General features: G+C 65.5%; 28 protein-coding genes. 14 read left to right on the forward strand and 14 right to left on the reverse strand.

Annotated elements, in window-relative coordinates; translation table 11 throughout:
* Positions 1-62: 62 nt before the first annotated feature.
* Both GVL61_RS01495 and efp read right to left on the reverse strand, forming a co-directional pair.
* A complete protein-coding gene (locus GVL61_RS01495; RefSeq protein WP_159976124.1) occupies positions 63-473 on the reverse strand; it encodes a hypothetical protein in 411 nt (136 codons plus the stop codon).
* Positions 473-1,036: an elongation factor P gene (efp, locus tag GVL61_RS01500; protein ID WP_159976127.1), complete on the reverse strand. Its 564-nt coding sequence runs from the start codon at positions 1,034-1,036 to the stop codon at positions 473-475. Before efp ends, GVL61_RS01495 begins: the two co-directional genes overlap by 1 nt.
* Positions 1,037-1,176: 140 nt before the next feature.
* On the opposite strand from efp, the gene GVL61_RS01505 reads away from it, so the two are divergent.
* The 4 genes from GVL61_RS01505 to GVL61_RS01520 all read left to right on the forward strand — a co-directional run bounded on the left by GVL61_RS01505 (position 1,177) and on the right by GVL61_RS01520 (position 4,223).
* The gene (locus GVL61_RS01505; RefSeq protein ID WP_159976130.1) at positions 1,177-1,587 is read left to right on the forward strand and encodes a hypothetical protein; all 411 of its coding nucleotides are present in this window, start codon (positions 1,177-1,179) and stop codon (positions 1,585-1,587) included.
* A gap of 80 nt (positions 1,588-1,667) precedes the next feature.
* On the forward strand, positions 1,668-2,480 hold the full coding sequence (locus tag GVL61_RS01510) for an SDR family NAD(P)-dependent oxidoreductase (protein WP_159976132.1): 813 nt from the start codon (positions 1,668-1,670) through the stop codon (positions 2,478-2,480).
* Positions 2,481-2,502: 22 nt separating this feature from the next.
* On the forward strand, positions 2,503-3,030 hold the full coding sequence (locus GVL61_RS01515; RefSeq protein WP_159976135.1) for a nuclear transport factor 2 family protein: 528 nt from the start codon (positions 2,503-2,505) through the stop codon (positions 3,028-3,030).
* 125 nt (positions 3,031-3,155) lie between these two features.
* The gene (locus GVL61_RS01520; RefSeq protein WP_159976138.1) at positions 3,156-4,223 is read left to right on the forward strand and encodes an ABC transporter substrate-binding protein; all 1,068 of its coding nucleotides are present in this window, start codon (positions 3,156-3,158) and stop codon (positions 4,221-4,223) included.
* A 117-nt stretch (positions 4,224-4,340) separates the two neighbouring features.
* On the opposite strand, the gene GVL61_RS01525 is transcribed toward GVL61_RS01520, so the two are convergent.
* Entirely contained in the window at positions 4,341-5,144 is an 804-nt protein-coding gene (locus GVL61_RS01525; RefSeq protein ID WP_159976141.1) for an SDR family NAD(P)-dependent oxidoreductase, read from the reverse strand.
* 239 nt (positions 5,145-5,383) lie between these two features.
* Between GVL61_RS01525 and GVL61_RS01530 the strand changes: the two genes are divergently transcribed.
* Positions 5,384-6,172 (forward strand): SDR family NAD(P)-dependent oxidoreductase, encoded by a 789-nt coding sequence (locus GVL61_RS01530; RefSeq protein ID WP_159976144.1) that lies wholly within the window; start codon positions 5,384-5,386, stop codon positions 6,170-6,172.
* Between the two features lie 56 nt (positions 6,173-6,228).
* Here the strand turns inward: GVL61_RS01530 and GVL61_RS01535 are convergent, their stop codons facing one another.
* The 3 genes from GVL61_RS01535 to GVL61_RS01545 are packed head-to-tail and all read right to left on the reverse strand — an operon-like array spanning position 6,229 to position 9,320.
* Entirely contained in the window at positions 6,229-7,476 is a 1,248-nt protein-coding gene (locus GVL61_RS01535) for an MBL fold metallo-hydrolase (protein WP_159976147.1), read from the reverse strand.
* A 1-nt stretch (position 7,477) separates the two neighbouring features.
* Positions 7,478-8,491, reverse strand: coding sequence for a zinc-binding dehydrogenase (locus GVL61_RS01540; protein WP_159976150.1), 1,014 nt, complete (start codon positions 8,489-8,491; stop codon positions 7,478-7,480).
* A gap of 37 nt (positions 8,492-8,528) precedes the next feature.
* On the reverse strand, positions 8,529-9,320 hold the full coding sequence (locus GVL61_RS01545) for an SDR family NAD(P)-dependent oxidoreductase (RefSeq protein ID WP_159976153.1): 792 nt from the start codon (positions 9,318-9,320) through the stop codon (positions 8,529-8,531).
* Between the two features lie 165 nt (positions 9,321-9,485).
* Between GVL61_RS01545 and GVL61_RS01550 the strand changes: the two genes are divergently transcribed.
* From GVL61_RS01550 to GVL61_RS01560, 3 genes are all read left to right on the forward strand, one after another.
* Positions 9,486-10,358 (forward strand): AraC family transcriptional regulator, encoded by an 873-nt coding sequence (locus GVL61_RS01550; RefSeq protein WP_159976156.1) that lies wholly within the window; start codon positions 9,486-9,488, stop codon positions 10,356-10,358.
* A gap of 171 nt (positions 10,359-10,529) precedes the next feature.
* Complete coding sequence (locus GVL61_RS01555) at positions 10,530-11,708, forward strand: sulfotransferase (RefSeq protein ID WP_159976159.1); 1,179 nt, start codon at positions 10,530-10,532, stop codon at positions 11,706-11,708.
* A gap of 1 nt (position 11,709) precedes the next feature.
* Positions 11,710-12,186 carry a VOC family protein gene (locus GVL61_RS01560; protein WP_159976162.1) on the forward strand — a complete coding sequence of 159 codons (477 nt, stop codon included), beginning with the start codon at positions 11,710-11,712 and terminating at the stop codon, positions 12,184-12,186.
* 140 nt (positions 12,187-12,326) lie between these two features.
* On the opposite strand, the gene cofH is transcribed toward GVL61_RS01560, so the two are convergent.
* Genes cofH through cofE form a run of 3 tightly spaced genes read right to left on the reverse strand, consistent with a single transcriptional unit; the run spans position 12,327 to position 16,389 of the window.
* A complete protein-coding gene (gene cofH / locus GVL61_RS01565; protein WP_159976165.1) occupies positions 12,327-14,651 on the reverse strand; it encodes a 5-amino-6-(D-ribitylamino)uracil--L-tyrosine 4-hydroxyphenyl transferase CofH in 2,325 nt (774 codons plus the stop codon).
* 2 nt (positions 14,652-14,653) lie between these two features.
* Positions 14,654-15,607, reverse strand: coding sequence for a 2-phospho-L-lactate transferase (cofD, locus tag GVL61_RS01570; RefSeq protein ID WP_159976168.1), 954 nt, complete (start codon positions 15,605-15,607; stop codon positions 14,654-14,656).
* Positions 15,604-16,389 carry a coenzyme F420-0:L-glutamate ligase gene (gene cofE / locus GVL61_RS01575; RefSeq protein ID WP_159976171.1) on the reverse strand — a complete coding sequence of 262 codons (786 nt, stop codon included), beginning with the start codon at positions 16,387-16,389 and terminating at the stop codon, positions 15,604-15,606. The genes cofD and cofE overlap by 4 nt, the downstream gene beginning before the upstream one ends.
* Before the next feature lie 83 nt (positions 16,390-16,472).
* Between cofE and npdG the strand changes: the two genes are divergently transcribed.
* The 5 genes from npdG to GVL61_RS01600 are packed head-to-tail and all read left to right on the forward strand — an operon-like array spanning position 16,473 to position 20,370.
* On the forward strand, positions 16,473-17,123 hold the full coding sequence (gene npdG, locus GVL61_RS01580; protein ID WP_159976174.1) for an NADPH-dependent F420 reductase: 651 nt from the start codon (positions 16,473-16,475) through the stop codon (positions 17,121-17,123).
* Entirely contained in the window at positions 17,120-17,728 is a 609-nt protein-coding gene (gene cofC / locus GVL61_RS01585) for a 2-phospho-L-lactate guanylyltransferase (protein ID WP_159976177.1), read from the forward strand. Before npdG ends, cofC begins: the two co-directional genes overlap by 4 nt.
* Positions 17,729-17,773: 45 nt before the next feature.
* Positions 17,774-18,631, forward strand: coding sequence for an SDR family NAD(P)-dependent oxidoreductase (locus GVL61_RS01590; RefSeq protein WP_235037492.1), 858 nt, complete (start codon positions 17,774-17,776; stop codon positions 18,629-18,631).
* A gap of 12 nt (positions 18,632-18,643) precedes the next feature.
* Positions 18,644-19,564, forward strand: coding sequence for a TIGR03619 family F420-dependent LLM class oxidoreductase (locus GVL61_RS01595; RefSeq protein ID WP_159976183.1), 921 nt, complete (start codon positions 18,644-18,646; stop codon positions 19,562-19,564).
* Entirely contained in the window at positions 19,564-20,370 is an 807-nt protein-coding gene (locus GVL61_RS01600) for a sugar phosphate isomerase/epimerase (protein ID WP_159976186.1), read from the forward strand. The genes GVL61_RS01595 and GVL61_RS01600 overlap by 1 nt, the downstream gene beginning before the upstream one ends.
* Positions 20,371-20,453: 83 nt before the next feature.
* Here GVL61_RS01600 and thiE read toward each other — a convergent pair whose 3' ends face one another.
* The gene (gene thiE, locus GVL61_RS01605) at positions 20,454-21,092 is read right to left on the reverse strand and encodes a thiamine phosphate synthase (protein WP_159976189.1); all 639 of its coding nucleotides are present in this window, start codon (positions 21,090-21,092) and stop codon (positions 20,454-20,456) included.
* A 102-nt stretch (positions 21,093-21,194) separates the two neighbouring features.
* Here thiE and GVL61_RS01610 point away from each other — a divergent pair, with 102 nt between their 5' ends.
* Positions 21,195-21,818: a hypothetical protein gene (locus GVL61_RS01610; RefSeq protein ID WP_235037493.1), complete on the forward strand. Its 624-nt coding sequence runs from the start codon at positions 21,195-21,197 to the stop codon at positions 21,816-21,818.
* 64 nt (positions 21,819-21,882) lie between these two features.
* Here the strand turns inward: GVL61_RS01610 and GVL61_RS01615 are convergent, their stop codons facing one another.
* From GVL61_RS01615 to gap, 4 genes are all read right to left on the reverse strand, one after another.
* On the reverse strand, positions 21,883-22,794 hold the full coding sequence (locus GVL61_RS01615) for a fructose bisphosphate aldolase (protein ID WP_159976192.1): 912 nt from the start codon (positions 22,792-22,794) through the stop codon (positions 21,883-21,885).
* A 77-nt stretch (positions 22,795-22,871) separates the two neighbouring features.
* Positions 22,872-23,975, reverse strand: coding sequence for an acyltransferase (locus tag GVL61_RS01620; protein WP_159976195.1), 1,104 nt, complete (start codon positions 23,973-23,975; stop codon positions 22,872-22,874).
* Between the two features lie 36 nt (positions 23,976-24,011).
* Entirely contained in the window at positions 24,012-25,211 is a 1,200-nt protein-coding gene (pgk, locus tag GVL61_RS01625) for a phosphoglycerate kinase (RefSeq protein WP_159976198.1), read from the reverse strand.
* Between the two features lie 172 nt (positions 25,212-25,383).
* On the reverse strand, positions 25,384-26,391 hold the full coding sequence (gene gap / locus GVL61_RS01630; protein ID WP_159976201.1) for a type I glyceraldehyde-3-phosphate dehydrogenase: 1,008 nt from the start codon (positions 26,389-26,391) through the stop codon (positions 25,384-25,386).
* Between the last annotated feature and the right edge of the window lie 2 nt (positions 26,392-26,393).

A 26,393-nucleotide genomic window follows, 5' to 3' on the forward strand; every position in this document is an offset into this window, starting at 1 on the left:
TATCCGGCCCGATGTCCGGCCCGGTGTCCGGTGACCCGTACCGGCCCCGAATAATGCTGAAATTATCGACCGTTGGTCGGGTTGGCCGGCGGCGGCTGGGTGGGATCACCCTTGTAACCGCAGACCGCCGCGAGAACCGCGAAGACCTCTGCCGGCTTGTCGCGCTGAACCTTGTCGGCGTTTTCGGCGATGACCTTGTCCATGCCTTCGCTGATCTTGCCCAGCGAGTTCTCGTAAAGGCAGCCGACAAGCGCGGACTTCGCCTCTTCCTTGACCTGGTCGGACTGCAGCGCGCTGATCAGTACCTTGAGGTAAAGGACAGCGTGCTCGGACTGGGTAGCCTGCGCGCCCGCAGCCGGAGCCATAGCAGCGGCCTTGTTCGCGGGAGCGGCTTTCTTGGCAGGTGCGGCCAGGGCCGGAACACCGCCAGCGACCAGTCCGGTCGCGGCGAGGGCAAGGAAAAGTGCGCGCATCAGTCAGCCTTCTTTACATAGGACTTCTCGTAGACGTCGACGATGATGCGCGTCCCGCTGCCGATATGCGGCGGCACCATCACCCGAACGCCATTGTCGAGAATCGCGGGCTTGAAGCTGGAAGAGGCGGTCTGGCCCTTCACCACGGCGTCGGCTTCGACGATGGTGGCCTCGACCTGCTCGGGCAGCTGCACCGAGATCGGGCGCTCTTCCCACATTTCGAGATTTACCTGCATGCCGTCCTGGAGGAACGCGGCGGCCTCACCCAGAAGGTCTGCAGGGAGCGAGATCTGCTCGTAGGTTTCGGTGTCCATGAACACGAGGTCCTCGCCCTCTGCATAGAGGAACTGGAAGTCCTTGGTGTCGAGGCGCACGCGCTCGACCGTGTCGGCGCTGCGGAAGCGCACGTTGGTCTTGCGGCCGTCGATGAGGTTCTTCATCTCGACCTGCATGAAGGCACCGCCCTTGCCGGGCTGGGTGTGCTGCGTCTTTGCGACCTTCCAGATGCCCTTTTCGTATTCAAGGATATTGCCGGGACGGATATCGACGCCGCTGATCTTCATGTTTCGTGCCTTCGATGCGAAAGAGCTTGAGGGACGGGCCGCTGCCGTTCACGACGACGATACGTCCCTTGGAAAGCCTGCGCCCTTAGACGAGGCAGCGAAGCATGGCAATTGCTTCGCGCCGATGCTAGCCAATCGCCATGATCCGCATCGCCAGCCGAACTCCGCTCGCCCTTCCCTCAGGCCTCGTCGCCGCAGTTCTGCTGCTTGCGAGTAGTGGATGCGCCGCCGATGCGTCGCCCCCCCCGCCGGTTCCGGGCGGCCCGATCTCGACCCTACCGATCGGCACTTATACCTGCGAACTGCCGGGCGACGCCGGAGGCGCTCCGGGCAAGCTGGTGCCCGAGTATGAATTCCGCATCGTCAATTCGTCCAGCTACAAGGCCGGGGGCATTCGCGGCAGCTACCTCTTGGTGGGAGACCGGGTGACGATGACCGGCGGCAAGCACAAGGGCCTGAAGCTGCACCGCATTTCCTCCAACTTCCTGCGCCAGGTGAAGGCCGACGGCAGCGACGGCGAAATGCGCTGCGTCCTCTCCGCGCACAACTGACGCGCTGATCGCGGGGGCGGTTTGCCCCCGCACACGCCCTGACATAGCTCCACGGCAGGACAAAAAGCCGGGAGCAGGCCATGGATCTTCAACTGGGCGGCAAAGTCGCCATAGTCACTGGCGCAACCGCCAATATCGGCCGCGCCGTAGCGTTAGACCTTGCGGCAGAAGGCGCGATCCTGGTCCTCGTCGGGCGTGACGTCCAGGCAGGCGCCAGGCTGGTCGACGATTGCCGGGCGCGCGGCGCCACCGATGCCGTGTTCGTCGCCGCCGACCTGCTCGACCCTGCATCGCCCGCGAAAGTGCTGGAGGCCGCCGATCGGCTCGGCCCCCTTGCAGTGCTGGTGAACAACGTCGGCGGCAATGTCGACCAGGGGCTGTTCGTCGATTCCGATCCGGCCAAGTGGATGGCCGACATCGACCTCAACTTCGGCACCGTGCTGCGCATGACCCATGCCGCCCTGCCCGGCATGATCGCGCAGAGGGCCGGCGCGATCGTCAACGTCGGCTCCACGGCCGCGCTTGTGGGCGATTACATGCTGCCGGTCTATTCCGCCGCCAAGGGCGCGGTGCACAGCTTCACCGTGGTGCTGGCCAAGGAGGTCGGCCGCCACGGCATCCGCGTGAACGCCATCGCCCCCTACGCAACGATCCCTACCGACCCCGCGAGCGTGAGCCAGGGCAGCCGCTTCAATCCCGAGACTGGCCTGTTCTCGAAAGGGGCGGCCAGCGTGAGCGAGGAAGACCGCGCGATCCGCCAGCGCCGGACTTTCGTCGGCAAGCCCTTCGCCTCACCGGAAGAAATGGCGGCGATGGTAGCCTTCCTGGCCTCGGGCCGGGCGAGCTTCATCACCGGACAGGTCTACCCCGTCGACGGCGGCGCGCTACTCTGATTACTGGGAAAGGATAATGACGATGGCCATCGACGAAACCGCGCTTCAGGCGCTGATAGACAAAGATGCGATCCGCGAGCTGGTACTGCTCTATTCACGCGCGATCGACCGGCAGGACATCGCCCTGCTGCGCGATCTCTACACCGAAGACGCCACCGACAGCCACGGCGACAGCTTCGACGGGCCCGCGCCGGAATACTGCGACTTCATCGAGCGCGCATTTCCGTACATGCCATACTCGGGCCACCACGTATGCAACCACCTGATCGCGGTCGATGGCGACGAAGCCAGCGGAGAGGTATATGCGCTTGCCTACCACCTGATCCCGGGCCGTGAAGGCAGCAGCGAAGAAGACTTCATGGCGGTGCGCTACGTCGACAACTACCGCCGCAGCCCGGATGGCCGCTGGCGGTTTGCCAAGCGCGTCGTGACCTACGACTTCAAGCTGCGACGGCCCTTCGAAGGCGGCGGACTGCTTGGCCTTGCCGAGCGCGATCCAAGTTACGCGGTCTGTACGCAGAAACTGTTCGCGCGGGGTGTGCGCGGCTGACGGACACGCTCCGCAGCGTTTCACGCTGCCGCCATGCATCCTTTTGCCTGCTGGCTCATTGCTAGGCGCGGGCGCGGTATGCGGCGGCAATCGTGCGCGCCGGGGGCCGCGCCCGGAGGACATCCATGCCAGAAATCGTAAAAGTCGGCATTCTCAACGACATGGCCGACTTCTCCGATCTGGACGACAGTGCCCCTGTTCCCGGCGACGTCACTGGCTGGCTTGAGCGGGAAATAGCAGCCCTGCACGAAGCGGGCCGCTTCCCCGCCGCAGTGGAGTTCATCCACGCCTATGGCCTGGGCCTGCCCTCGGGCACGGCCGAGGCGGTGGAGACCGCCTATCGCCAACTGGCCGACGCGGGCGTCAGCCTCATCGTCGGCCCGGCCATTGGCGACAATGCGCTGGTGGCCACGCCGCTGGCCGAACAGTTGCGCATCCCCACCATCAATTGGGCCGGGGCCGAGCGCGCGCGGGGCCGCTACATGTTCCATCATCAGGTCGGCAGCCATGAGGACGAATCGCTGGTGATCGCGCGGCACATGGCGATACTGGGCTGCCGCCGCCTGGCCGTCGCCTACGACATCTCGCCGATCGGGACACGGCACCTCAAATATCTCGAAAGCGAAGCGCGCATCCTCGGCATCGAGATCATCGCGAAAGAGGGTATGTCCCCCCTCACCGACGATGCCTCTGCGCTGGTTGACGCCCTGCTGGAAGGCGGGCCGGACGGCGTGGTCTATCTCGGCCTTGGCGTCTCTGCGCCCGCAGTGGCGAAGGCACTCTCGTCCTGCGCATGGCCGGGGCCGAACATCATGAACACAGCGGGCCTGCGCGGCTATCATGGCACTTTCGCGCACGACTGCGACGGCTGGTTCTACATCGACATGCATTCAGACTCGAACAGCACCCTGCAGGCGCAGATGGCGCTGCTTGGTGCACCGCGCCAGCAGGCGCTCGCCGTCGCCAAGGGGCATGACCTGGGCCGCCTTGTTGCCGAGGGTCTGGCCCGCGCTACCGACCTTTCGCGCGAAGGCGTCCGCATCGGACTGGAACAGGTGAAGTGGCTCCCCGCCGCCGAGGGCTGCGAAGGCACCCTGCTCGGCTTCGGCATCCAGGATCGCGGAGCGCTCCATGGCCGCTACCTCGTGGTCCGCCAATGGCTGGGGAGCGAGACGCGCGAGGTCACGGCCTGATCGGGCCAGCGACACCATGCCCCGCGAACACCCCGCTCCGCTCATCCCAAGCCTGTCGAACGATGGCCCCCCTCTCGTGACCGCCGACAAGCTCAGGCTGAGCGGGCGGAGGTGTATTTACATCGAAGGCGCGTAGCCGCCGTTGAGCGGGTAAGTCTGCCCGGTGATCCATTCCGCCGCGTCGGAGCACAGGAACGTCACAAGCCCGGCGACATCGGCCGATTTGCCGTAACGGCGGATGGTGTAACGCGCCAACTGCGCCTTGGCGTGATCGCTGGCCATCAGTTCGGCCAGCTTATCCTCGGGCATGTCGGGCATCAACGAAGACAGCGACACCGCGTTCGAGGTCACATTATAGCGCCCCAGTTCCTTGGCGATCGAGCGCACGAAGCCTTGCGCGCCCGCCTTGGCCGAAGCGTAGACCGCCAGCTTCGGTTCACCCACGCGGCCGGAATCCGACACGATGGTCACGATCCGCCCCCGCTTCGCCGCCACCATGTTAGGGATGAATGCGAAGCAGGCGTTGTAGACGCCGTAGAGGTTGGTGCGCAGGTAACGGTCCCAGGCCGCCGGGTCTTCCTCCCAGAAGTTCAGCGTCGGGCGCAGCGAGCCCCCCGGCCCGGCCATGCCGGCGTTGTTCACAAGGATCGTCGCGGCCCCCAGCTTGTCCTTGATCGCGGCATCAGCTGCCTTGATAGCGTCGAGATCGCCCACATCGAAGGGCACCGCTAGCGCGGGAACGCCGGTTGCGCGGATCTCTTCGGCCACCGCCTCTGCACGTTCGGGTACGAAGTCGTTAACGGCAATGCCCCCTGCATTGTGCCGCGCCAGTTCGAGCGCGATGCCGCGCCCCGCGTTCTGTCCCGCGCCGGTGACGACGGCGACTTGTCCGCCAAGGTCCAGAATATCGTGCGTGCTCATTCCATCCGCTCCCATTCGTATCGTTGTGCCGATTATAGATAGCACTTACTATCCAATGCGAGCCTCATCGGGTTAGTCTTCCCGACCATCCCCCAGACGATGCCCGCGCTGATCGGCGCTGCATTCCGGGGCAGTTAGAAACGGCTGCGCGGCGAATTGCCAAGGCTCTTCGCCCGCGGACCGGCGATATCGCGCCGACGCTGCCAGAGCCGGCAAGTACGGTGCAGGAGGAGAGAAAAATGCTCGACGGATTCGACCTAACTGGCCGCATAGCCGTGGTGACCGGCGGCGGCACCGGCATCGGCAAAGCAATCGCGATGCTGATGGCGAAGCGCGGTGCCGACCTTGTGCTGGCGGCGCGGCGCGTAGAGGCGCTTGAAGATGCCGCCGCTTCCATCCGCGCCGAGACGGGGCGCCGGGTGGAAATCCTCCCCACCAACGTCACCGATCCGCAGGCCGCGCAGGCGCTCGTCGACGGGGCGGTCGAACGGTTCGGGCGGCTCGACATCCTCGTCAACAACGCGGGGCGATCGAGCTATTCCGGGTTCGCGAAAATGCCGCCTGCGCTTTGGGACAAAGACATCGCTCTCAATCTCAACGCCGCGTTCTACTGCGCGCACGCGGCCTTTCCGCACCTGAAGGCGAGCGGCAACGGGGCTGTGGTGAACATCTCGTCGCAAGCGGGGCTGACAGGTACGCCGGGCTGCGGCGCCTATTCGGCAGCGAAAGCAGGGTTGCAGATGTTCACCAAGGTCGCGGCGGCGGAATGGGGCGGCGCGGGCGTGCGCGTCAACTGTGTGGCGCCCGGCATGATCGCCACCGAACTCGCGCAGAAAAGCTGGGCCAAGACCGGCTTCGACGCACTAGGCTCGGCGACCACGGCCTTTGCCCTGGGCCGCCCCGGCAAGCCCGAGGAGATCGCCCAGGCCGTAGTCTTCCTCGCCAGCGACGCGGCGAGTTACATCACCGGCGAGACGCTGGCGGTAAGCGGCGGGCCGGGGCAAAAGGGCATGATCGATACCGATTAAGGCTGAGCTGCCCAGCCGATCGTCGCCCCGGACCTGATCCGGGGCGACAGTTCGACTCAGCCGCCCAGCTTCACCTCCATGGCAGCGATTTCGGAACGCAGCCACATCGTCTCGGAGAGGTTCTTGCCCCCGCTGGCCGCGAGCAGCGCTTCATGCGCGGCCTTGCGAACCGTAAGCGCCTGCGCATTACCCGGCTCGGCATTGAGGGCGATGTCGGTCAGGTGAACCGCCTCCAGCGCCGCGCCGGCATCTAGCTTTGCCTGCGCACGCTCGGCCAGTTTCGCCGCGCCGCCCGCCAGTTCGGCCAAGTCCGCATCGACGCTGCTGCGCGGCACCCCGTAGAGCGCGGTAGTGCCGTCCTCGTAGTGCAGCCAGCCCGAATATTCACGCCAGATCGACTTGACCGCCCAGCTGCCCTTGCCGTGGAATTCGCCGATCTGCAGCCCTTCCGGCCACGCGAATTCGCGCATCAGGGCATGCACGTCCTTGCCTGCCTTCATGCCGTCCAGCGTATAGTCGCGCACATAGCTGACGGCGGCGTGCAGCTTGTCGAGATCGTCGCGGATGCGCTCCTTGCCCCGAATTGCCTCGCCGTGCCCAGTAACGATGATCTCAGCCCCGAGCGCGCGCACCGTCTCAAGCGATTTCAGGTAATTGCGCACCAGTCGCGGCTTGTCGCCGCGCAGGGTATTGAGGAATGGCATCGAAAGCCACACCGGCCCGAAGACATTGCCAGTGAAGGCGATCTTTTCCTTCGGCATCCACACCGTGAGGCTGTCGATCGTCTCGCCCTCAGGGGTAGAGATCAGCTCGAAAGTGCGCCCACCCAGTTCCACCGTCAGGCGGCGGTCGACGAGAATATCCGGCTCGACATGCGGCGGTGCCTTGGGCGCGGAGCCGCGCTTGAGGGTGGAGCCCCAGAGCTTTCCGCTCCTGGGCCCGAAGAACGACTGAAGGCCGTTCATGTCCGCCAGCGCTTCGTTGAAGCCGGGTCCGCCGATGACCTGCGTGCCCTCCTCGACGAATTCGGGTAGGCCGCCGTAGTGATCGGCGTGGCTCTGCGTGAGCATCACGAAGGCCAGCGGCCCGGTGCGGTGCGGTGTCAGCAGACGCCGGGTCCGCTCGGCATTGTCCATGAAGCCGGTGTTGATCATCACGTCCCCCTCGCCGGTGGTGACGAGATAGGCGTTGGAGATGTCGTTGGCTTGGAAAATGAAGTCGGTGACGGCGATCGCCTCCACCTGCTCGTCTCCCGAACGAACGAGGTCGGCCAGCTTCGGGGCAGATTCCTTGGTCTCACTCATGTCAGGCTTCCTCGAACTGTATCATGACTTTCGCCGACTGCGGCGTCGCGGCGATTTCCAACCCGTGCAGCACGTCGCCAAAGGGCAGCTTGTGGCTTATCATTGCCGCTATCTGATCCTTGAGGCGCGGCATCGCGGCGATCACGTCGGGCATTTCAGTGGGATAACCGACCGCCGTGGTGATGGTCATCTCGCTGGTCAACATGCGGCCGACCGGGAACTCGATGGGCTTCATGTAGGCCGCCGTAATCACTAGCCGGGCGTGGAACTTGGCCATCATGATGACCTGCGTCAGGATGTGCGGCGCGCCTGCCGCATCGATGAAGGCATCGGTGCCAACGCCCACACGATTGAAGCTGGGCACTTCGCCGTGCAGCCTCGCCAGTTCCGCGCGCAGGTCCACCTTGCTCGGGTCCAGCGCGGCCTGCACGCCGATGGCACGCGCGCGTTCCAGCCGCTCTTCCGAGAGGTCCAGCGCCACGACATCGGTGATGCCCCGGTCTTTCAGCCATAGTAACATGCCGAGGCCAATCGGACCGCAGCCGAACACCACGACCTTGTCGCCCGGCTTCACCTCGGCGCGGTTCACGCCGTGCATGGCGACCGCCAGCGGCTCGCACATCGCGGCGACATCGAAATCGACGCCTTCCGGGATCGGCAGGATCGATATGCCCAGCTGCGCCTCGCGTACCAGCAGTTCCTCGGTGAAGGCGCCTTCCGGGCCGCCCGAGCCGATGTTGCTGGGGGTCATCATCGGATTGACGATCACCGCATCGCCCACGGCAATGCCGCTGACACCGGAGCCGACCTGAAGCACTTCGCCCGCGCCTTCATGGCCCAGCGCCGTCTGCCCGCCCGGCTCGGCAGGCATTCCGCCGATCTTGATATAGGACAGGTCGCTGCCGCAGATGCCCACCGACTTCATCCGCACGACGACGTCGTTGGGACCGGCCTCGGGCCGCTCGTATGTATCGAGGCGGACATCGCCGACGCCGTGAATGTTCAGTCGCTTCATCGCTTCTCTCCTCTCACGTTCTCGTCAATCGGCGCCGTTACGGCCGCACCATGTATCCACCGTCGATCGCGATGGTTTCGCCCGTCATGAAGCTGCTGGCGTCCGAGCACAGGTAAGCGCCGATGCCCTCGAAATCGGCCGGACGGCCGGTGCGCTTCATCGGGATCGTCGGCGCGAAGTGCTGGGCGACGGCATCGGCGCGGGGGCCCTCTCCCATCATCGGCGTGATGATGAGGCCCGGCGCAACCACGTTGGCGCGGATGCCCAGGGGCGCGAGTTCGACTGCAAGACAGCGGATTGCCGCCGCCACGGCCGCCTTGGACGAGGCATACTCCATCTTGCCCGGCAGCCCCTGGAACAGCGAGAGCGAACCGCAGGCGACCAGCGAGCCGCCAGTTTCATCGCCCGCTTCCACGCGCTCCTTCATCAGCCGCGCGCCTTCGCGCAGAGTAAAGAAAGCGCCGTGCAGCGCGGTTTTCTGAAATTCGTACCAGTGCTCTGTCGGCATATCGAAGACCGAGTTGTAGCGCGGGGACGCCCCCGAATTGGCGAAAACGCAGTCGACGCGGCCGAAGTCCGCCATGACCTGCGCGAAGCCGGCCACGATGTTCGCCTCCTCGGAAACGTCGACCTGATAGGCGATCACCTTGCCCGCGCCCGCAGCCTCAAGCTCCGCCTTGGCCTTGGCGCTTTTCTCGGCGTTGCGGGCCCAGATCGCCACGTCGCCGCCCATTTTGGCGACGCCCATGGCGAAGCCGAAGCCGATGCCCCCATTGCCGCCGGTCACTACCGTCACTTTGCCCGTGCAGTCGAAAAGGCCCGTCGCCATCAATTTTTCCCTCGATCCCAGTCGCACGGCTTTTTCGCTATGCTTTCGTGGCCGCGATGTTCCTCGCCGGCGGCTTGTCCGGCAAGGGCGCGGGGCATAGAGTTTCAGCCCTAAGATAGCGTCCGGGACACATTCACCCCATACACGCCGAGGGAGGCAGGAGGCATGACTGCAAACGAGGCTGTGCGCCCAACGATGTGCATCGATGCACATCTCGAAACGGATGGCGTGCGTGCCGAGATCGTGCGCTTCGACATCCCCGAACCGACCGACAGCCGCCATGCAGTGGGCCAGGGATACCATGTCAACATGTGCCTGACGCCGCGCCCGCTGCAATCGCGCGGCGGTTATCGCCACCGCTGGGGCCCTCACCGACTGGAGCGTCTGGGCGACGTCTTCGTGCTCCCTCCCGGCGAAGAACTGTTCGTGAAAGGCGGCAGTGGGCGGCAGGCCTCACTGATCTGTACCATCGACTCCGGGCTGGTGCATGAATTGCTGGGGCGCGAGCTGACCTGGGACGATCCGCACCTTGCCGCCGCGCTCGATATATCCAGCGCGCAAATGCGGGCGCTGCTGTTCCGCATCACCGCCGAAGTGCGCCACCCCGGCCTCGCGGCGCACAAGATGCTGGGGTTCCTGGGGTGCGAACTGGCGATCGAACTGGGCCGTCATTGCCTTGAAGTGGCGGAGCGGCCGATGACGGGCGGCCTTTCCGGCTGGCGTCTCCGGCTGATCGACGAGCGCCTCGCCGACGATCTCAGCGCGCCGGGACTGGAGGAACTGGCGGCGCTTTGCGCACTGTCCGTGCGTCAATTGACGCGCGGCTTCAGGGTCAGCCGCGCCTGCTCGATCGGCGACTATATCGAGCAGCGCCGCATGGAAGCCGCAAAGCGCCTGTTGATGGAGGGCGAAAGCGTAAAGACCATCGCCTTTTCGATGGGCTTCGCCTCGCCTTCCAGCTTCACTTTCGCGTTTCGCCGTTCGGTAGGCGCCAGTCCCAGCACCTTCCGCCAGCGGCAGGGCCGAGTGCTGGCCTGATTTCGGCATTGCTTCGAAGGCAGGGATGACCGCGAGCGTCGGTCTTGACCGGAACTCTACACTACGTCCCGATCTCGCAGGCCATATGCATTGCCAAGCCTTGGCCACGGCGCGCTATCCTTGCCCCATGAACGGCTGCCCAAGCGGCCGCGCCGGGAAGAGGACAACCACATGGCAAGCACCGTAACCGACCAACTCGTCGCCGATGCGCTCATCGAACAGGCGATGGCTGAAACCGGCATCGATGCCTTCGACAGCGACACCTACCGCGAGGGCCTCGATGCCTTCACGGCCTCGTTCAACGAGGGCATCGCCAAGGGCTGGATGAGCGAAGGCGGCATTGCCCGCGCGCGAAACGACACGCTCCACTACCTGCGCGGCCGCCTCAAGGTATCGCAGTATTTGCGCGATAATCCCGAGGTGCTGGACCGCCCGGTGGAACGCCCCGTCTTCGTCATGGGCGTGCCCCGCACCGGCACCACGCTGATGTCGAACCTGCTCGCAGCCGACCCCACGCGTCGTTCGCCGCTGACATGGGAGATCGACGATCCGGTGCCGCCGGTCGCCTCTGACGCGCTGCTCACCACCGATCCGCGCGCAGTGGGCCGTCTGGCGCAGGAGAAAGCCGCACTGGAAGCCAACCCCGGCATGGCCAAGTATTATCGCGGCTCGGCGGTCTATCCCAACGAATGCGTGTTCTTCATGGCGCACGATTTCAAGACGCTGATGATCGAGTCCAAGGGCAAGCTGCCCGCCTACAAGGATTTCATCTTCTCATGCGACATGACCAGCGCCTATGAGTACCACAAGAAGTTCCTGCAGGTGCTGCAGCACCACACCGGCGGCGTCTGGAACGTCAAGAAGCCCAGCCATGCGCTGTGGCTGGAGACGATCTTCAAGGTCTATCCCGACGCCCGCGTGATCTGGACCCACCGCGATCCTTTCACCGCGACCGGCTCGCTGTGCTCGATCATCTCGCTCAGCCATCAGGCGCATATGGGCCGGATCGACGCCGAATGGCTCAAGGCAGACTACCCCTGGCAGGCGGCGGAGCACGCCAACCGCATCATGGATTTCCGCGACAAGTTCGGCGAGGACAAGATCATCGACGTTCACTACGCCGATCTCGTGGCCGACCCGGTAGGCGCGACAAAGAAGGTCTACGCCCAGCTCGGCGACGAATGGACCGCCGGTGCCGAGGCCGGCGTGCAGAAGTGGGTGGACGACAACCCGCAGGACAAGTTCGGCCGCCACGAATACAAGCTGGCGCAATACGGCCTGACCAAGGCAGAGCTGGAGCCGATGTTCGAACGCTACCTGTCGCGCTACGACATCGCGCGGGAGGGCTGAAATGCTCGAAGGCATCCACTACCAGAACGCCTACATGTGCGATGACATCGAAGCGGGCGTAGACCTGTTCCGGGGCCGCGGCATGACCAGGGAACCGGTTATCATCCCCGTCGACCAGACGGTGATGACGCCGTCGGGCCCCAGGCGGCAGAAGGGCCGCATCTGCTTCATCTGGATCGGCGAGCTGCAATACGAGCTGATCGAGAACGAGATCGACGAGGTCGGCATTTACGCCAACTGCCTCTCGAACGGCGGCCCCTTGCGCTTCCACCACATATGCTTCCGCGTGCCCGACTGGGAGGACTTCCGCGCCCGCGTCGACGCACAGGATTTCCCCGTGGCAATGGAGCGCGACCTTACCGGCGAACCGGAGGGCGGGCTGAAGTTCCTGTACCTAGATGCCCGCAAGGTGTTCGGGCACTACATCGAATATACCTGGATGCCTGAGCCGATGTGGCAGCATATCCGGGCGATGTGAGAATACGTTCGACCTGCGAGCTACATCGTCATCCCTGCAAAGGCTGTGACAACTGGCAAGGCGCATGGTTCGCTATCACCTAAAGCATACACCCGTCATCCCGGCCTTCGCTGGGATGACGGGTGTATGCGCGCTTCCAATCAAGCCATCTCGTCGGCAACCACATTCTTGTACAGCGTCGTTCTCTGACGCAGCTTGCGCCCCACGCTTTCCGCTGCGCTGCGCATATCCGCCACGTCTGCCAGTTGCCCATGCGAAGCGCCGGCCGCGCGGCTGATGCTTTCGTCCATCAGCACCCCGCCGAGGTCGTTGGCGCCCGCCGCCAGCACCGCCGCCGCGCCGTCCATGCCCAGCTTGCACCACGACACCTGGATCGACGAAATCGCGCCGTGCAACGCCAGCCGCGCCACTGCGTGCATCATCACCGCCTCGCGCCAGGTCGGCCCCTTGCGGCTCTGCCCCTTGCGGTAGAACGGCGCTTCCATGTGGACCAGCGGCAGCGGCACGAATTCGGTGATCCCGCCGGTATCGAGTTGTAGGCGACGCAGTTCAGCCAGGTGCCGCGCCCAGTGGCGAGGGCTTTCGAGGTGCCCGAACATGATCGTCGATGTGGTCGGCAGCCCCACCCGGTGCGCCGACCCAACCACGTCGAGCCATTCGCCGGTCGTCAGCTTGTCCGGGCAGATTTGCGCGCGGATATCGTCGCACAGGATTTCCGCCGCCGTGCCCGGCAACGAGCCGAGCCCCGCATCACGCAGGCGCGCCAGGTAGTCCGAAACCGGCATTCCCAGCGTGCGCGCGCCTTGGCTCACTTCGAGCGGCGAGAACGCATGGACGTGCAGGTCCGGGCAGGCATCCTTCACTGCGCGCAGGATCGCAAGGTACGTGTCGCCGGTATAGCTGGGGTGGATGCCGCCCTGCAGGCACACCTCGGTCGCTCCGCGTTCCACCGCCTCACGGGCACGGGACGCGATTTCGGAGAGGTCGAGGTTGTAGGGTTTGTCGCGGAAACCGCCCTTGCTGCTGGTCTTGCTGAAGGCGCAGAACGAGCAGGAGTGGGTGCAGATGTTGGTGTAGTTGATGTTGCGATTGACGACGTAAGTCACGACCTCGCCGTTGACCTCTGCCCGTAGCGCATCAGCCGCCTCGACCACCGCCTGCGCCGCGCCGCCACGGGCCGCGAAAAGCGCCGTGATGTCGTCCTCGCCGATCCCGCCGCCGCCCGCAGCACGGTCGAGGATACGGTGGATGCGGCTGGCGACCGGGCCCTCATAACGCCGCCCCAGAGGCGCGTGAACACTGCCGGGCACGGGCTGGGCCATGCCGGGGCTCCAGCGGCTGTCACGGCCCAGCCCTTCGGCGTCGGCAAGACGCAGCACGGCGGGGCGGATCGCCGGGTCCAGCCAACCGTCTTCCGCGATGAAGCGCGGGTAAACGGTCAGCCGCTCCACCAGCGGCATTCCGGCGCGGGCGCAGATGGCTTCGAGGCGCGCGATCTCGGGCCAGGCGGCCTCGGGATTGACGTGATCCTGCGTTACCGGGGAGATGCCGCCCCAGTCGTCGATCCCGGCATCGATCAGTTCGCACAGGCGTTCGTCGTTGAGGTTGGGCGGAGCCTGCACGGAAACATCTGCGGGCAACACGATGCGCGCGGCCGCGATGGTGCGCAGGAAATCCGCCTCGCTCGCCTCCACCGCGCCGGACATCTTCGTGCCGGGCTTGGGGCAGAAATTCTGTACGATCACTTCCTGCAGGTGCCCATGACTCAAGTGCAGGTCACGCAGGGCGAACAGCGCCTCGACGCGTTCCTCCGCCGTTTCACCGATGCCGATGAGGACGCCGCTCGTCGTCGGCACCCCCGCCCGGCCCGCCGCTACCAGCGAGGCCAGGCGCACCGCCGGCACCTTGTCGGGCGAGCCGTGGTGGCACATGCCCTTGTCCATCAGGCGATTTGACGTGCTCTCCAGCATCAGCCCGACAGAAGCCGCAACCGGGCGCAGCATCCGCCAGTCGTCCTCGTCCAGCACACCGGCATTGATGTGCGGCAGCAGGCCGGTTTCCCTGATCACCATTGCCGCGCAGTGGCGCACGTAATCGATGGTGCGGGCAAAACCATGATCGGCCAGCCATTCGCGCGCTGCCGCGTAGCGCCGCTCGGGCGCATCGCCGAGGGTGAACAGGGCCTCCTTGCACCCCGCCGCCGCCCCGGCACGCGCGATCTCCAGCACCTCTTCCTCGGTGAGGTAGGGGGCGGCCAACCGAGAGGGCGTGGTCGCGAAGGTGCAGTAGTGGCACACATCCGCGCAGAGGCGCGTCAGCGGGATGAAGACCTTGGGCGAATACGTCATCCGCGCGGGTGTCAGCGGCCCGGCACGCGTATCGCGCCGGGTGCGGGCCTCAGCCAGCAGATCGTCCAGCGGCGTGGAGAGGAGTCGGGTTTTCAGCGCTTCGTCGTCGCGAGCCATGGTCATCCTGTTTCGATACGGGCTGCGGTCAGTGCTACGCGCGCAAGCCGCTCCCGATCCTCGGCCCCGCACATGACTGTTGGGGTAACGGTGACGCAAAGGCCCCGGGCTCGCAAGCCCCCCTCATCGCCCGCGTCGCCCGCATCGATCACCAGATGGTCGAGAAGATCGCCGTAGTGATCGGCGATCGAGGCATTGCTGACCGGCTTGCCAAGCTCTCCCAGCAGCTTGGCGAGTGGCCCTTTTAGCGAGGTTCCCCCAACCAGTGGCGACACTGCGACGAGCGGCACCCGGCGCTGCGCCAAAGCCTCTCGCACCCCGTCCACGCTAAGGATCGGATCGACGCTGAGGTACGGATTCGAGGGGCAAATGACGATTGCGCCAAGGTCTTCACGCGCCAATGCTGCTGCGAAGGCCGGCGACGGCGTGGCACCGGGCGCACCCTCGAAACGCACCCCCGTAGCGACCGGTCGGCACTGCTCGGCAACGAAGTAGCGCTGAAAGTCCAGCCACCCTTCGTCAGTGCCCACCTGCGTACGCAAAGGCGCGTCACTCATAGGAACTATCGCGTGTGCGATACCGAGGTTGCAAGTCAGACGGGCAGTCACCTGCGAGAGCGTTTCACCTTCGCGCAGCCGCCACGAGCGAGCGATGTGCATCCCCATGTCGCGGTCGCCAAGGTTGAACCAGTCCGCCTCGCCAAGACCGCGAAGCATTGCCATCGTTTGCCACGTTTCGCCTTTCACGCCCCAGCCGCGCACCGTGTCGTTCAGCCCGGCAAGCGCATACGTCACGGAGTCGATATCGGGGCAGATCGTCAGACCCAGATGCTCGAAATCGTCGCCGGTATTGACGATTATTGTCAGGTCCTCCGGCGCGAGTACCGCCGCGAGGCCGGCCGCCAGCTTGGCTCCGCCCACCCCGCCTGAAAGCGCCAGAACGTGCTTCTTCGTCATCGGAACATATCCTGTTCAATGGGCCGCAGCCCCGAGGCTGCGCCGGGTCCGTCTTCCTCGCAGGTCCAGCGCGCCGCGCCGCGCACGAGCGCAACAGGCGTGCCTTCGTCCCCCTCACCCATCGCAAGCGCCGCCATAGCGGCGACCGAATCCGCGACCGCGATCACGGTCGCCTGCAAAGTGCGGCCATAGAGATCCACCGCCCTGCCCCGCCGATCCTCCAGCACAGTGATGCCAGCACATCCGATGGCCGTGCCCACCGTGCCGATGCGCCATGCCCGGCCCATGGAATCTGCGATGACGACGGCCACCTGCACACCGCAGGCTTCCTGCAATTCGCTGCGGATCGCCCGCGCTGAGGCATCGGGATCGACCGGCCAGAGCAGCACTGTGCCGGCATCCCCTCCCTCGACGTTGCTGGCGTCGATCCCGGCATTGGCAAGTACATGCCCGGTCTTGTGCCGCGCGATGATTGCGGCGGGGTGTGGGCGCATGATCTCGGCGCTTTCGTCCAGGATCGCCTGCGCCATCTCAGCTTCCCGCCCGGTGCGCGCGGCTAGTTCCTGCGCTGCCGTACCCGGCGCCAGTGCGGCGAGGTCGATGGTGCGTCCTTCGCTCTTGGACACGATCTTCTGCGCGATCACACAGATATCGCCGCCGCGTAAGCCGTCCCCGGAAGCCGCGAGCGCGGTGCAAATCGCTTGCGCAATCGACTGCCCGGAGGCGAACATGGGCAACCCGGCGAGCGGCCGCACGGTAAGTTCTGGAATTGCGGTGTTCATCGTGTTCTCCCGAACGGCACCTTACGTCCGCCGCCGACAACGACAATCACAAGACCCGAGAATTCGCGGGGGAGATAATCGAAATGGTAGCAATCGCGGTGATTGGCGGCACGGGCGCGCTCGGCAAGGGTCTGGCGCGCAGGCTGGTGGCGGCCGGACACGATGTGACCATAGGCTCGCGCTCGGCGGAAAAGGCCCAGGTCACGGCGCAGGAACTGGGCGCAGCTGGTTTCGCGGCCAACGCCGATGCGGCCGAGGGCAAGGACGTGGTGATCGTCGCCGTACCGCACGCCTCGCAGGCCGATACCCTGGCCCAGATCAGGGACCGCGTGGGGCAGGCTGTAGTGGTCGATACCACCGTGCCCCTGGTTCCGCCCAAGGTCATGCGCGTTCAGCTTCCCTCCGAGGGCAGCGCCGCCTTGCAGGCGCGTGAGCACCTAGGCCCGGATGTGCGGCTGGTCACGGCGTTCCACAACGTTTCTGCGCACCACCTCGATTCCGACCACGCGATCGACTGCGACGTGCTGGTGTTCTCGGACGACGTCGAGGCGCGCAAGACAGTGGTAGAACTGTGCCCCGGCATGGGCATTCGCGGGCTCTCGGGCGGTGCGCTCGCCAATTCGGCGGCGGCTGAGGCGCTGACCTCGATCCTCATCTACATGAACAAGACCTACAAGGCAGACGGTGCCGGCATTCGCTTCACCAACCTTGCTCAGGCCCCCGCGATCCCGTGAGCATCTTGCCCGCCAGCATCTGGGCGCTGATCCCGATCAAGGCGCGCGGCGCGGGCAAGACCCGCCTCGCAGGCGAGCTTCGCGCGGACGAACGCGACAGGCTGGTCGAGGCGATGCTCGGACATGTGGTGCGGGCGGCGGGGGAGACGGTCGGGCGCACGGTGGTCGTAGGACCGCAGCGTTCGGGTGTCGGCGCAAACATCGAACGGATCGAGGAACCGGACGGCGGGCTCAACGCGGCACTGGGCCACGCCCTCGCGGTGATAGCGCAGGTGCCCGGTGCGCCCTCGCGCCTGATCGTGATCGCCGCCGACCTGCCCTGCCTTCAGGCAGAGGAAATCGTCCGGCTGGCAGAACTTCCGCCCGGGACCATCGGCATCGCCCCCGATCGGCACGGAAGCGGCACCAATGCGCTTTCACTGCCCTTGCCCGAGGCGGCAGGGTTTAGCTTCCACTACGGCACGAACAGCGCCGCTCTGCACCGCGAAGCCGCACAAACGCTGGGCCTCAGCGCGGTGACGATCATCGCTGACGGCCTCGCAAAAGACATAGACGAGCCATGCGATCTGGCTAATGCTGCCCACTTGTTCAGCCTCATGACCTGAGGCGAGCGGATGCCGAGAACGGCACCGCACGGGGAAAGAGGGATCGTGCAGGCAAGCGACATCGATCTTACCGGCCAGGTGGCCTTCGTGACCGGCGGCGGCGGCGGCATCGGCCGTGCCACCGCGCTGTGCATGGCCGACATGGGCGCCGATGTCGCCATCATCGAGGCCGTGCCCGAACGCTGCGAACAGGTCGCCCGAATGGTCGAGGAACGTGGCCGCCGCGCCCTGTGCATACCCGGCAACGTCATGGACGTGGAGGCGCTGCAGGCCGCCATCGCAAGCGCCGCGGATACCTTCGGCCGTCTCGACATTCTGGTCAACAACGCCGGCGGCGTCACCCGGCGCAGCTTCCTCGACCTCGCCGAGAAAAACTGGCGGCGGCACATCGACCTCAACCTCGTCAGCAACCTCGCCGCGACGCAGGCCGCCGTGCCGTTTATGATCGCAGGTGGGCGCGGGGGAGCGATCGTCAATGTCACCAGCATAGAAGCCAGCCGCGCCGCGCCCGGATACGCCGTCTACGCCGCGTGCAAGGCGGGTATCAACAATCTGACCCGCACCCTCGCCCTCGAATTCGCCGAACACGGCATCCGCGTGAACGCCATCGCGCCCGACTACACGGTCACGCCCGGCACCCGCGGCCAGTTCACCGGGCCGGTCGATGAAGCCGCATGGCATCAGCCCAGCCCGGCTCAAATCGAAGGCATCCGCAAACGCATCCCCGCAGGCCGCGCCGGGATCGACGAGGAATGCGGCCGTGTCGCGGTGTTCCTCGCCTCGCCCATGGCAAGTTACGTCACCGGCACGATCATCCCCGTCGACGGCGGCTCCTGGGCCTCGGGCGGCTGGGTGCGCGACCGCGGTGACAAGTGGGTCCTTCCCCCGGAAATCACGGAATAACGAGAGAGAGCGATGACCTTCACCCTCAGCACCAGCCTGCCTTTCGACCACATCGACAAGCCTGCCGAGTGGGGCACCATGGAAGCGCTGCACCAGATCGCGAAGGCGGTCGAAGCGGCCGGCTTCTACGCGGGCACCGTCACGGACCATCCGGTGCCGTCCTCGCGCTGGCTCGATAACGGCGGGCACTATGCGCAGGATCCGTTCGTGATGCTCTCGATGCTGGGCGCGGCGACGACCACCTTGCGGCTGCAGACCAATATTCTCGTCCTGCCCTACCGCAACCCGTTCATCACTGCCCGGGCGGTCTCCAGCCTAGACCACTTCACCGGCGGGCGCGTGATCCTCGGCCTGGGGGCGGGCTACATGAAGGCGGAATACAAGGCGCTCGGCGTCGATTTCGACAGCCGCAACGACATCATGGACGAATACATGAAGGCCATGAAACTGGCCTGGACCGGTGAGGATTTCACGTTCGAAGGCAACGGCTACACCGCGCTGGGCAACCGCGTGCTGCCCACCCCGGTCCAGACGCCGCACCCGCCGCTGCTGGTGGGCGGAAACTCGAAGCGCGCCCTGCGCCGGGCGGTGGAACTGGGCGACGCGTGGCATCCCTTCTTCGTCCCCAAGGCCATCACCGACACCGCCCGCACTGCCAATCTCGAAGGCGACGAGGACATCCTTGCCGCCATCGCCTACATGGCCGAACACTGCGTGAAAGTGGGCCGCGAAGTGCCGCCCAAGGTCATCGCCTCTTCCACCTATTCGGTGAAGGCCGGCTGGAACGCACAGGAAGCGCTGGACCACTTCGCCAACCTAAAGTCGCTCGGCGTCGACGGCTCCGGGGCGACGATCTACACCGAGACGCGCACCGAATACCTCGAACAGGCGCAGAAGTTTGGCGAGGAAGTCATCGCCCGAATCGACTTCTGATGCCGGGTCACGCCGATTGCATCGCCATAGAGTTCATCAGCGTCCTCGGACTGCCGCCGGTCGATTTCGTCCGACTGGCGGCGGACCTCGGCGTCACACGCATCGGCCTCGGCCCCCGGCCGATCACCGGGAACCCTCACGGCTATCCCGGCTGGGACCTGCTGGCGGACGCGGCGCTGCGCCGCGAAACGCTGAACGCAATGGCCGATACCGGGGTAAGCGTGGCGCTGGGCGAAGGCTTCCTCGTTCGCGAAGGGCTGGACGGCGATGGTTTCTCGGCCATGCTCGACTTGTTTGCGCAGCTTGGCACGCCGGTGGTCAACGCAGTGAACATGGCCGCTTCGCCCGAACCTTTCGCCCGCTTCGCCGAGATGGCCGGTGAACGCGGAATGCTGGCGACGGTAGAGTTCCTGCCGCTGATGCCGCCTGCCTCGTTCGCGCAGGCACTGGCCTTCGTCGATGAATGCGGAGCGGAAAATGCGCGGGTGCTGGTCGATGCGATGCACTTCTTCCGGGGCGGCAGCACGCTCGGCGAACTGGCCGCTGCCGATCCGTCCCGCATCGGCTATGTGCAGCTATGCGACGTGCCCATGCCGGCGCGCGTCGCGGACTATGGCCTGGAAGCGCGCGAGGAACGGCTGGGACCGGGCGAAGGCGACCTGCCACTGGCCGATTTCCTCGCCGCCATCCCGGCCGGTAGTCTGGTCGGTCTGGAAGTGCCGGAAGTTGCCAAGGCCGCTGCCGGTATCGGCCCGGCAGAACGGCTGGTGCCAATCATCGCAGCGACGCGCGCGTTGCTGGGTTAGGAACGCGATCCGGGACAATTGACCAGACACGCGGGTTCGGGACCACCCCAATTCGGGCGGAGCGGTCACCGATCCCCGGAAACTCAGAACTCGCCCGCGATCGCTGCGTTGAAGGCGCGAACGGCGGCTTCCTCATCGCCATTCCACACGGCGGCCGACACCGCCAGGAAGTCCGCGCCCGCGCGCACCAGGGGCACGCAGTTCTCAGGCGTCACGCCGCCGATGGCGACGCAGGGAATTTCGAAAATGCCCTGCCACCATTCCAGCAGTTCCAGCCCGGCAACATGCTTGGTTTCCTTCGTAGTGGTCGGGTAGAACGCGCCGAACGCCACGTAGTCTGCCCCGGCATCCCCCGCTTCCATAGCGAAGTGGCGGCTGTCGTGGCAGGTGACGCCGATCTGCGCGTCGCGGCCCAGTTCGCCGCGCGCTTCCTCGATTGAATCGTCGTCCTGCCCGAGATGCACGCCGTCCGCCGCGAGGCGCTTGGCCAGGGCAACCGAATCATTGACGATGAAGGCCACGTCGCGGTCGGCGCAGATGCGGCGCAGCGGTTCGCCGAGCCTTGCGGCTTCGTGCTGGTCCACGTCCTTGACGCGAAACTGGAACGCCGCGACAGGCCCGGCATCAAGCGCGCGGGCAAGCCGATCGGCGAAGACCCCGCCGACGTCGAGCGGCGAGATCAGGTAAAGCTGCGTGGGTTCGCGAGGGATTTCATCGGTCATCTGCGCGCTCTAGCCTTGCGCAGCCGCCGCGCCAAGCGTTCTGGCGACATCCCCGCCCGGAACCGTCCATGTTCGGGAACCATTCAGGCAAGGGCGTGTTGCATGGCCGCCATGAAACTTAGCGCCCCGAACTCCCACAGCGTCCCGGCGCGTCTGAAGTCATCGGCCATCAAGCCCTTGGCCGCCGCCCTCACCGCAGCAATGGCGCTTGCCGGCTGCACCGTGATCCCGCCGGCTGACCCATCTCGGGTGCCTGCAGCCTATCCCCAGGTGGCGCCGACAAGCTATCCCCAGCCCGCGCCAAGCAATTACCCCGAGCCCGCCCCGATGGCTCAGGCGCCCACTCAGACCCCGCCTCCGGCGCCCGCACAGCCCTATCCGTCAGAATTGCCCGCAGCGGGAACCGGCGCACCGCTGACGTTTGCCGCGCTGGGCCAGACGGTGACGGTGGACGGGCCTCGCGTGACGCCGCTGGCAGTGCTGGAAGACAGCCGCTGTCCGATGAACGCCCGCTGCGTCTGGGGCGGACAGCTGCGCCTGCGCCTGCGGATCGACAACGGGCGCGGCGGCGAAGTCGAGATCACTTCTGGCAAGCCGATCACCGTGGCTGATGGCACCCTCGAACTGGTCGAGGTGCGCCCGGACAAGGTCGCGGGTGCAGCGAACAACGGCACGGTGAGAGCCTCGGATTACCGCTTCGGATTCCGCTTCATGGGCGGTTATTGACCCCCCCAAAAGAAAAGGCGGCGCCCCCCGGCACCGCCTTTTCCCTTTCATATCAACCTGAAGATCAGGCGGCAGCTGCCGCTTCCGCCTTCTGGGTAGAGCCGGCGTAGATCGCGTCGATCGCTTCGCCGAGCGAGGCGTTGAACTCGGCATCGCTCATCTGCGAGCGCAGGTCCGACAGCAGCGCGCGGCTGAAGCTGGCGATGATGCCCTTGTTCTTCGCCAGTTCTGCGCAAGCCTCGGGACGCGCATAGCCGCCCGACAGCGCGACGACGCGCAGCACCTTGGGATGCGCGACCAGTGCGTCGAACGTACCCGGCACCACCGGCAGCGAGAGCTTGAGCATGACCTGCTTGCCCTCAGGCAGAGCGTCGAGATTCTTGAGGATCTCATCACGCAGGATCGCATCGCACTCAGCGCGCGTCTCGCTCTTGATGTTCACTTCGGGCTCGATGATCGGCATCATCTCGTGGCTCAGGACCTGCAGGCCGATCTCGAACTGCTGCTTGGCGACGGCGGCGATGCCGGCTGCATTGGCCGAGTTGATGACCGAACGCTCCTTGGTGCCGAACACGCCAAGCTTCTTCGAACGCGCAAGCAGTCCGTCGAGCGTGGGATTCGGCTTCATGAGCTGGCAGCCGTCGGCTTCGTCTTCAAGACCCTTGTCGATCTTGATGAAAGGCACGATGCCCTTGGCGAGCAGCGCCTCGGGGGTCGGTACGCCGTTGACAAGGCCGTCCATGGTCCGCTCGAACAGGATGGCACCGATGACCTTTTCGCCGGTGAAGACGGGCGATGAAATGATCCGCGCACGCATTTCGTGGATCAGGCCGAACATCTCCTCCTCGCTCGACCAGGCATCGTCCTCGATCCCGTAACCCTTGAGGGCCTTGGGGGTGGAACCGCCACTCTGGTCGAGCGCGGCGATAAATCCGTCGCCGTCTGCCATCTTGGCGGTCATGTCTGAATACTGCATGGTTTCTCCTCCTGAGTTGTTCAGCACTTGAATTCGAGCCTACGCCGCGACCCCTTATGTCGCAACTGCGGCATGACTTAGTTCGGTGCGGCGCTCCCCTCCAGCGATGGGGCGCGGCTCGCCCTTTCACGCAGCATGGTGCCGATCTTCCGGCGCATCGGCCCGTCGACCCAGCGCACGGCCGCCCAAGCCAGAGCGACGCAACACGCAAGATAAATGGCGCCCATCAACACGGGGTTGTAGCCAAGATCATCCTTGAAGTAGCGCAACGGCTCCATCAGCGCCCAGTGCACCGCGTAGACCGCGTAGGATACCTCCCCCAGAAACCAGGCGATCGGTGCAAGGGCGCGCGGCGGCTCGCAGCGCGCGCCGAACCAGACGAGCAGCGGCGAGACGACAATGCTGCAGGCAAGGTCGTAGTACGCATCGGGAACCCCCTCGATGTCGAGCATCAGCATCGCCGCGATGGCAGCGAGACAGGCGAGGCCCATCCACCCGGCAGGACGGATCGTCGGCACCGGAAACCGTGCCAGCAGGACGCCGGCAGTGAACGACATGGTCGTGCGCACCATCGAAATGCCGAGCTGGTGCCATACCGCGCCGATGTTGCCGCCATCGTTCTCCAGCACGGCCAGCGAGAACCACCACGCCGCCGCAAGCGCTACTGCCAGCAAGGCGATCCGCGGCAGCCGGAACAGCAGCAGCACAAGGCCCAGGTTCGCCACCAGTTCGAAGAACAGCGACCATGCCGGCACGTTGAGCGGAAACAGCGTGTTCGTCACCGGCGAGGGCAGCATAAGCAGGTTGAACGGCAGCGCCCGCGCCATCATCCCATAGCTGTACAAATTGCCCTGCCCGGTAAAATGGTTCGATATCGCCGAAAGCGTGGTGACGACGATGCCGACAAGGAACAGCGGATAGAGCCGGATCACCCGCTGCTTCATGAACGCCCAGGTGGTCAGCCCCGCCTGCCAGCGCGGCAGGTAGGTCTTGCAGAGTACGAAGCCGGACAGCGCGAAGAAGAAGTCCACCGCGACATAACCATGCGGGGCCTCCGAGATGTTGTAGTGAAACAGCGCCACGGCAAGCGCGGCGATCCCGCGCATACCGTCGAGCGTGACGTGGCGCCCTTCCCAGGGCGGAACGGCCGGATGCGGCCTAGCATGGTCACGTTGGGTCATGCGCGCCGCATCCATCGTCGTCCCGTCAGTCCCGGCTCAGGCCGAAAGCGCTGCGACGCCGGGCAGTTCCTTGCCTTCCATCCATTCAAGGAAGGCGCCGCCCGCAGTCGAGATATACGTGAAGTCCTGCGCCGCGCCAGCATGGTTGAGTGCCGCAACGGTATCGCCGCCGCCTGCAACCGAAACCAGCGAACCTTCGGCCGTCAGCGCTGCAGCCGTCTTGGCGAGAGCGACAGTGGCAGCATCGAAAGGCGCCATCTCGAACGCGCCGAGCGGGCCGTTCCACACCAGGGTTCGGCAGTTCTTGAGCACATCGCCCAGCGTTTCGGCAGCGGCCGGTCCAGCGTCGAGGATCATCTCGTCGGCTTCGACTTCGTGAACGTTGCAGGTGCGCAGGGACGGCGGGTTAGCCGCGAATTCCTTCGAGACAACCACGTCGTAGGGAAGGTGCACGGTGCAGCCTGAGGCATCGGCCGTGGCGAGGATTTCGTTGGCGATATCCGTCAGGTCATGCTCGCAAAGCGACTTGCCCACGTCCACGCCCTTGGCGGCGAGGAAAGTGTTGGCCATGCCGCCGCCGATGATGAGGTGATCGACCATGGTGACGAGGTGCTTGAGCACTTCGAGCTTGGAGGAAACCTTGGCGCCGCCGACAACGGCCGCCACCGGCTTCTCGGGGCTGCCCAGCGCCTTGTCGAGCGCTTCCAGTTCGGCCTGCATCGAACGGCCGGCGTAAGCGGGCAGCACGCGGGCAAGGCCTTCGGTCGTGGCGTGAGCGCGGTGAGCGGCGGAGAACGCGTCGTTGACATAGAAGTCGGCGTTGGCGGCAATCGCCTGCGCCAGTTCGGGGTCGTTCTTTTCCTCACCCTTCCAGAAGCGCGTGTTCTCAAGGATGGCGATGTCGCCGGCCCGCAGGATGCCGACCGACTGTGCGACCACCGGACCGGCAATCTCGGGCACGAACATCACTTCCTTGCCAAGCGCTTTCTCGACCGCGCCGACCACCATCGACAGCGACATCGTGGACGAACGCTCGCCCTTGGGACGGCCGAAGTGTGCCAGCAGCAGGACCTTGGCGCCCTTCCCGGACAGTTCGAGGATCGTCGGGAGCGCAGCGCGAATGCGGGTGTCATCGGTGACGGCGCCGTCCTGCATCGGCAGGTTCAGGTCGACGCGCACGAGCGCGACCTTGCCATTTACGTCACCAAGGTCGTCCAAGGTCTTGAAAGCGCTCATCTCTCGATCCTTATCTCGTCGCCCACGGCGATCTTTGCATCTTCACGTCCTGCGCCCGGCGGATCGCGGGCTCCGGACGCACCGCGCCGCGAAAGTCCTTAGAGGACTCCCGCGGCGGCAGGTACAACGGCGGCGTACAGGCCCTTTGTTGGGCCAGTCGCCGCCGGGTTTATCAGAGCAGGCCGCCCATCACGCCGGCCGTGTCGACCATGCGGTTGGAGAAGCCCCACTCGTTGTCGTACCACGAAAGCACGCGCACCAGCTTGCCTTCGAGAACCGAGGTCTCGAGGCTGTCGATGGTCGACGAGTGCGCGTCGTGGTTGAAGTCGATCGAAACCAGCGGCTCGTCGGTGTAGCCGAGAACACCCTTCAGTTCGCCTTCGGCAGCGGCCTTCAGAAGCGAGTTCACTTCTTCAAGCGTGGTGTCGCGGCTCGGCACGAAGGTCAGGTCGACGACCGAGACGTTCGGGGTCGGCACGCGGATCGACGAACCGTCGAGCTTACCGGCCAGATCCGGGAGCACGAGGCCAACGGCAACGGCGGCGCCGGTGCTGGTCGGGATCATGTTCATCGCGGCAGCGCGCGAACGGCGCGGGTCGGAGTGGATCTGATCGAGGATCTTCTGGTCGTTGGTGTACGAGTGGATCGTCGTCATCAGGCCGCGCTCGATGCCGATGGCTTCGTGCAGGACCTTGGCGAAGGGCGCCAGGCAGTTGGTGGTGCACGACGCATTCGAGACGACCAGGTGGTCGGCGGTCAGCTTGTCGTGGTTCACGCCGTAGACGACGGTAAGGTCCGCGCCCTTGGCCGGAGCCGAGATCAGCACGCGCTTGGCGCCTGCTTCGATGTGCTTCGAGGCAGATGCCTTGTCGGCGAAGAAGCCGGTGCATTCCAGCGCGATGTCGATGCCGTTGGCGGCATGCGGCAGGTTCGCGGGATCGCGCTCGGCGGTCACCTTGATGCGCTTGCCGTTGACGACCAGGTCGTCGCCGTCAACTTCGACGGTGCCCGCAAACGCACCGTGAACGCTGTCGCGCTTGAACAGGAGAGCATTGGCCTTGGCGCTGGCTAGATCGTTGATCGACACCAGTTCGAGGTCATGGTCGGTACGCTCGAGAATGGCGCGGGCGACATTGCGCCCGATACGTCCGAAACCGTTGATCGCAACCTTGATCGCCATAA

The organism is Novosphingobium sp. 18050, assembly GCF_902706195.1.
Taxonomy (GTDB): Bacteria; Pseudomonadota; Alphaproteobacteria; order Sphingomonadales; family Sphingomonadaceae; genus Novosphingobium.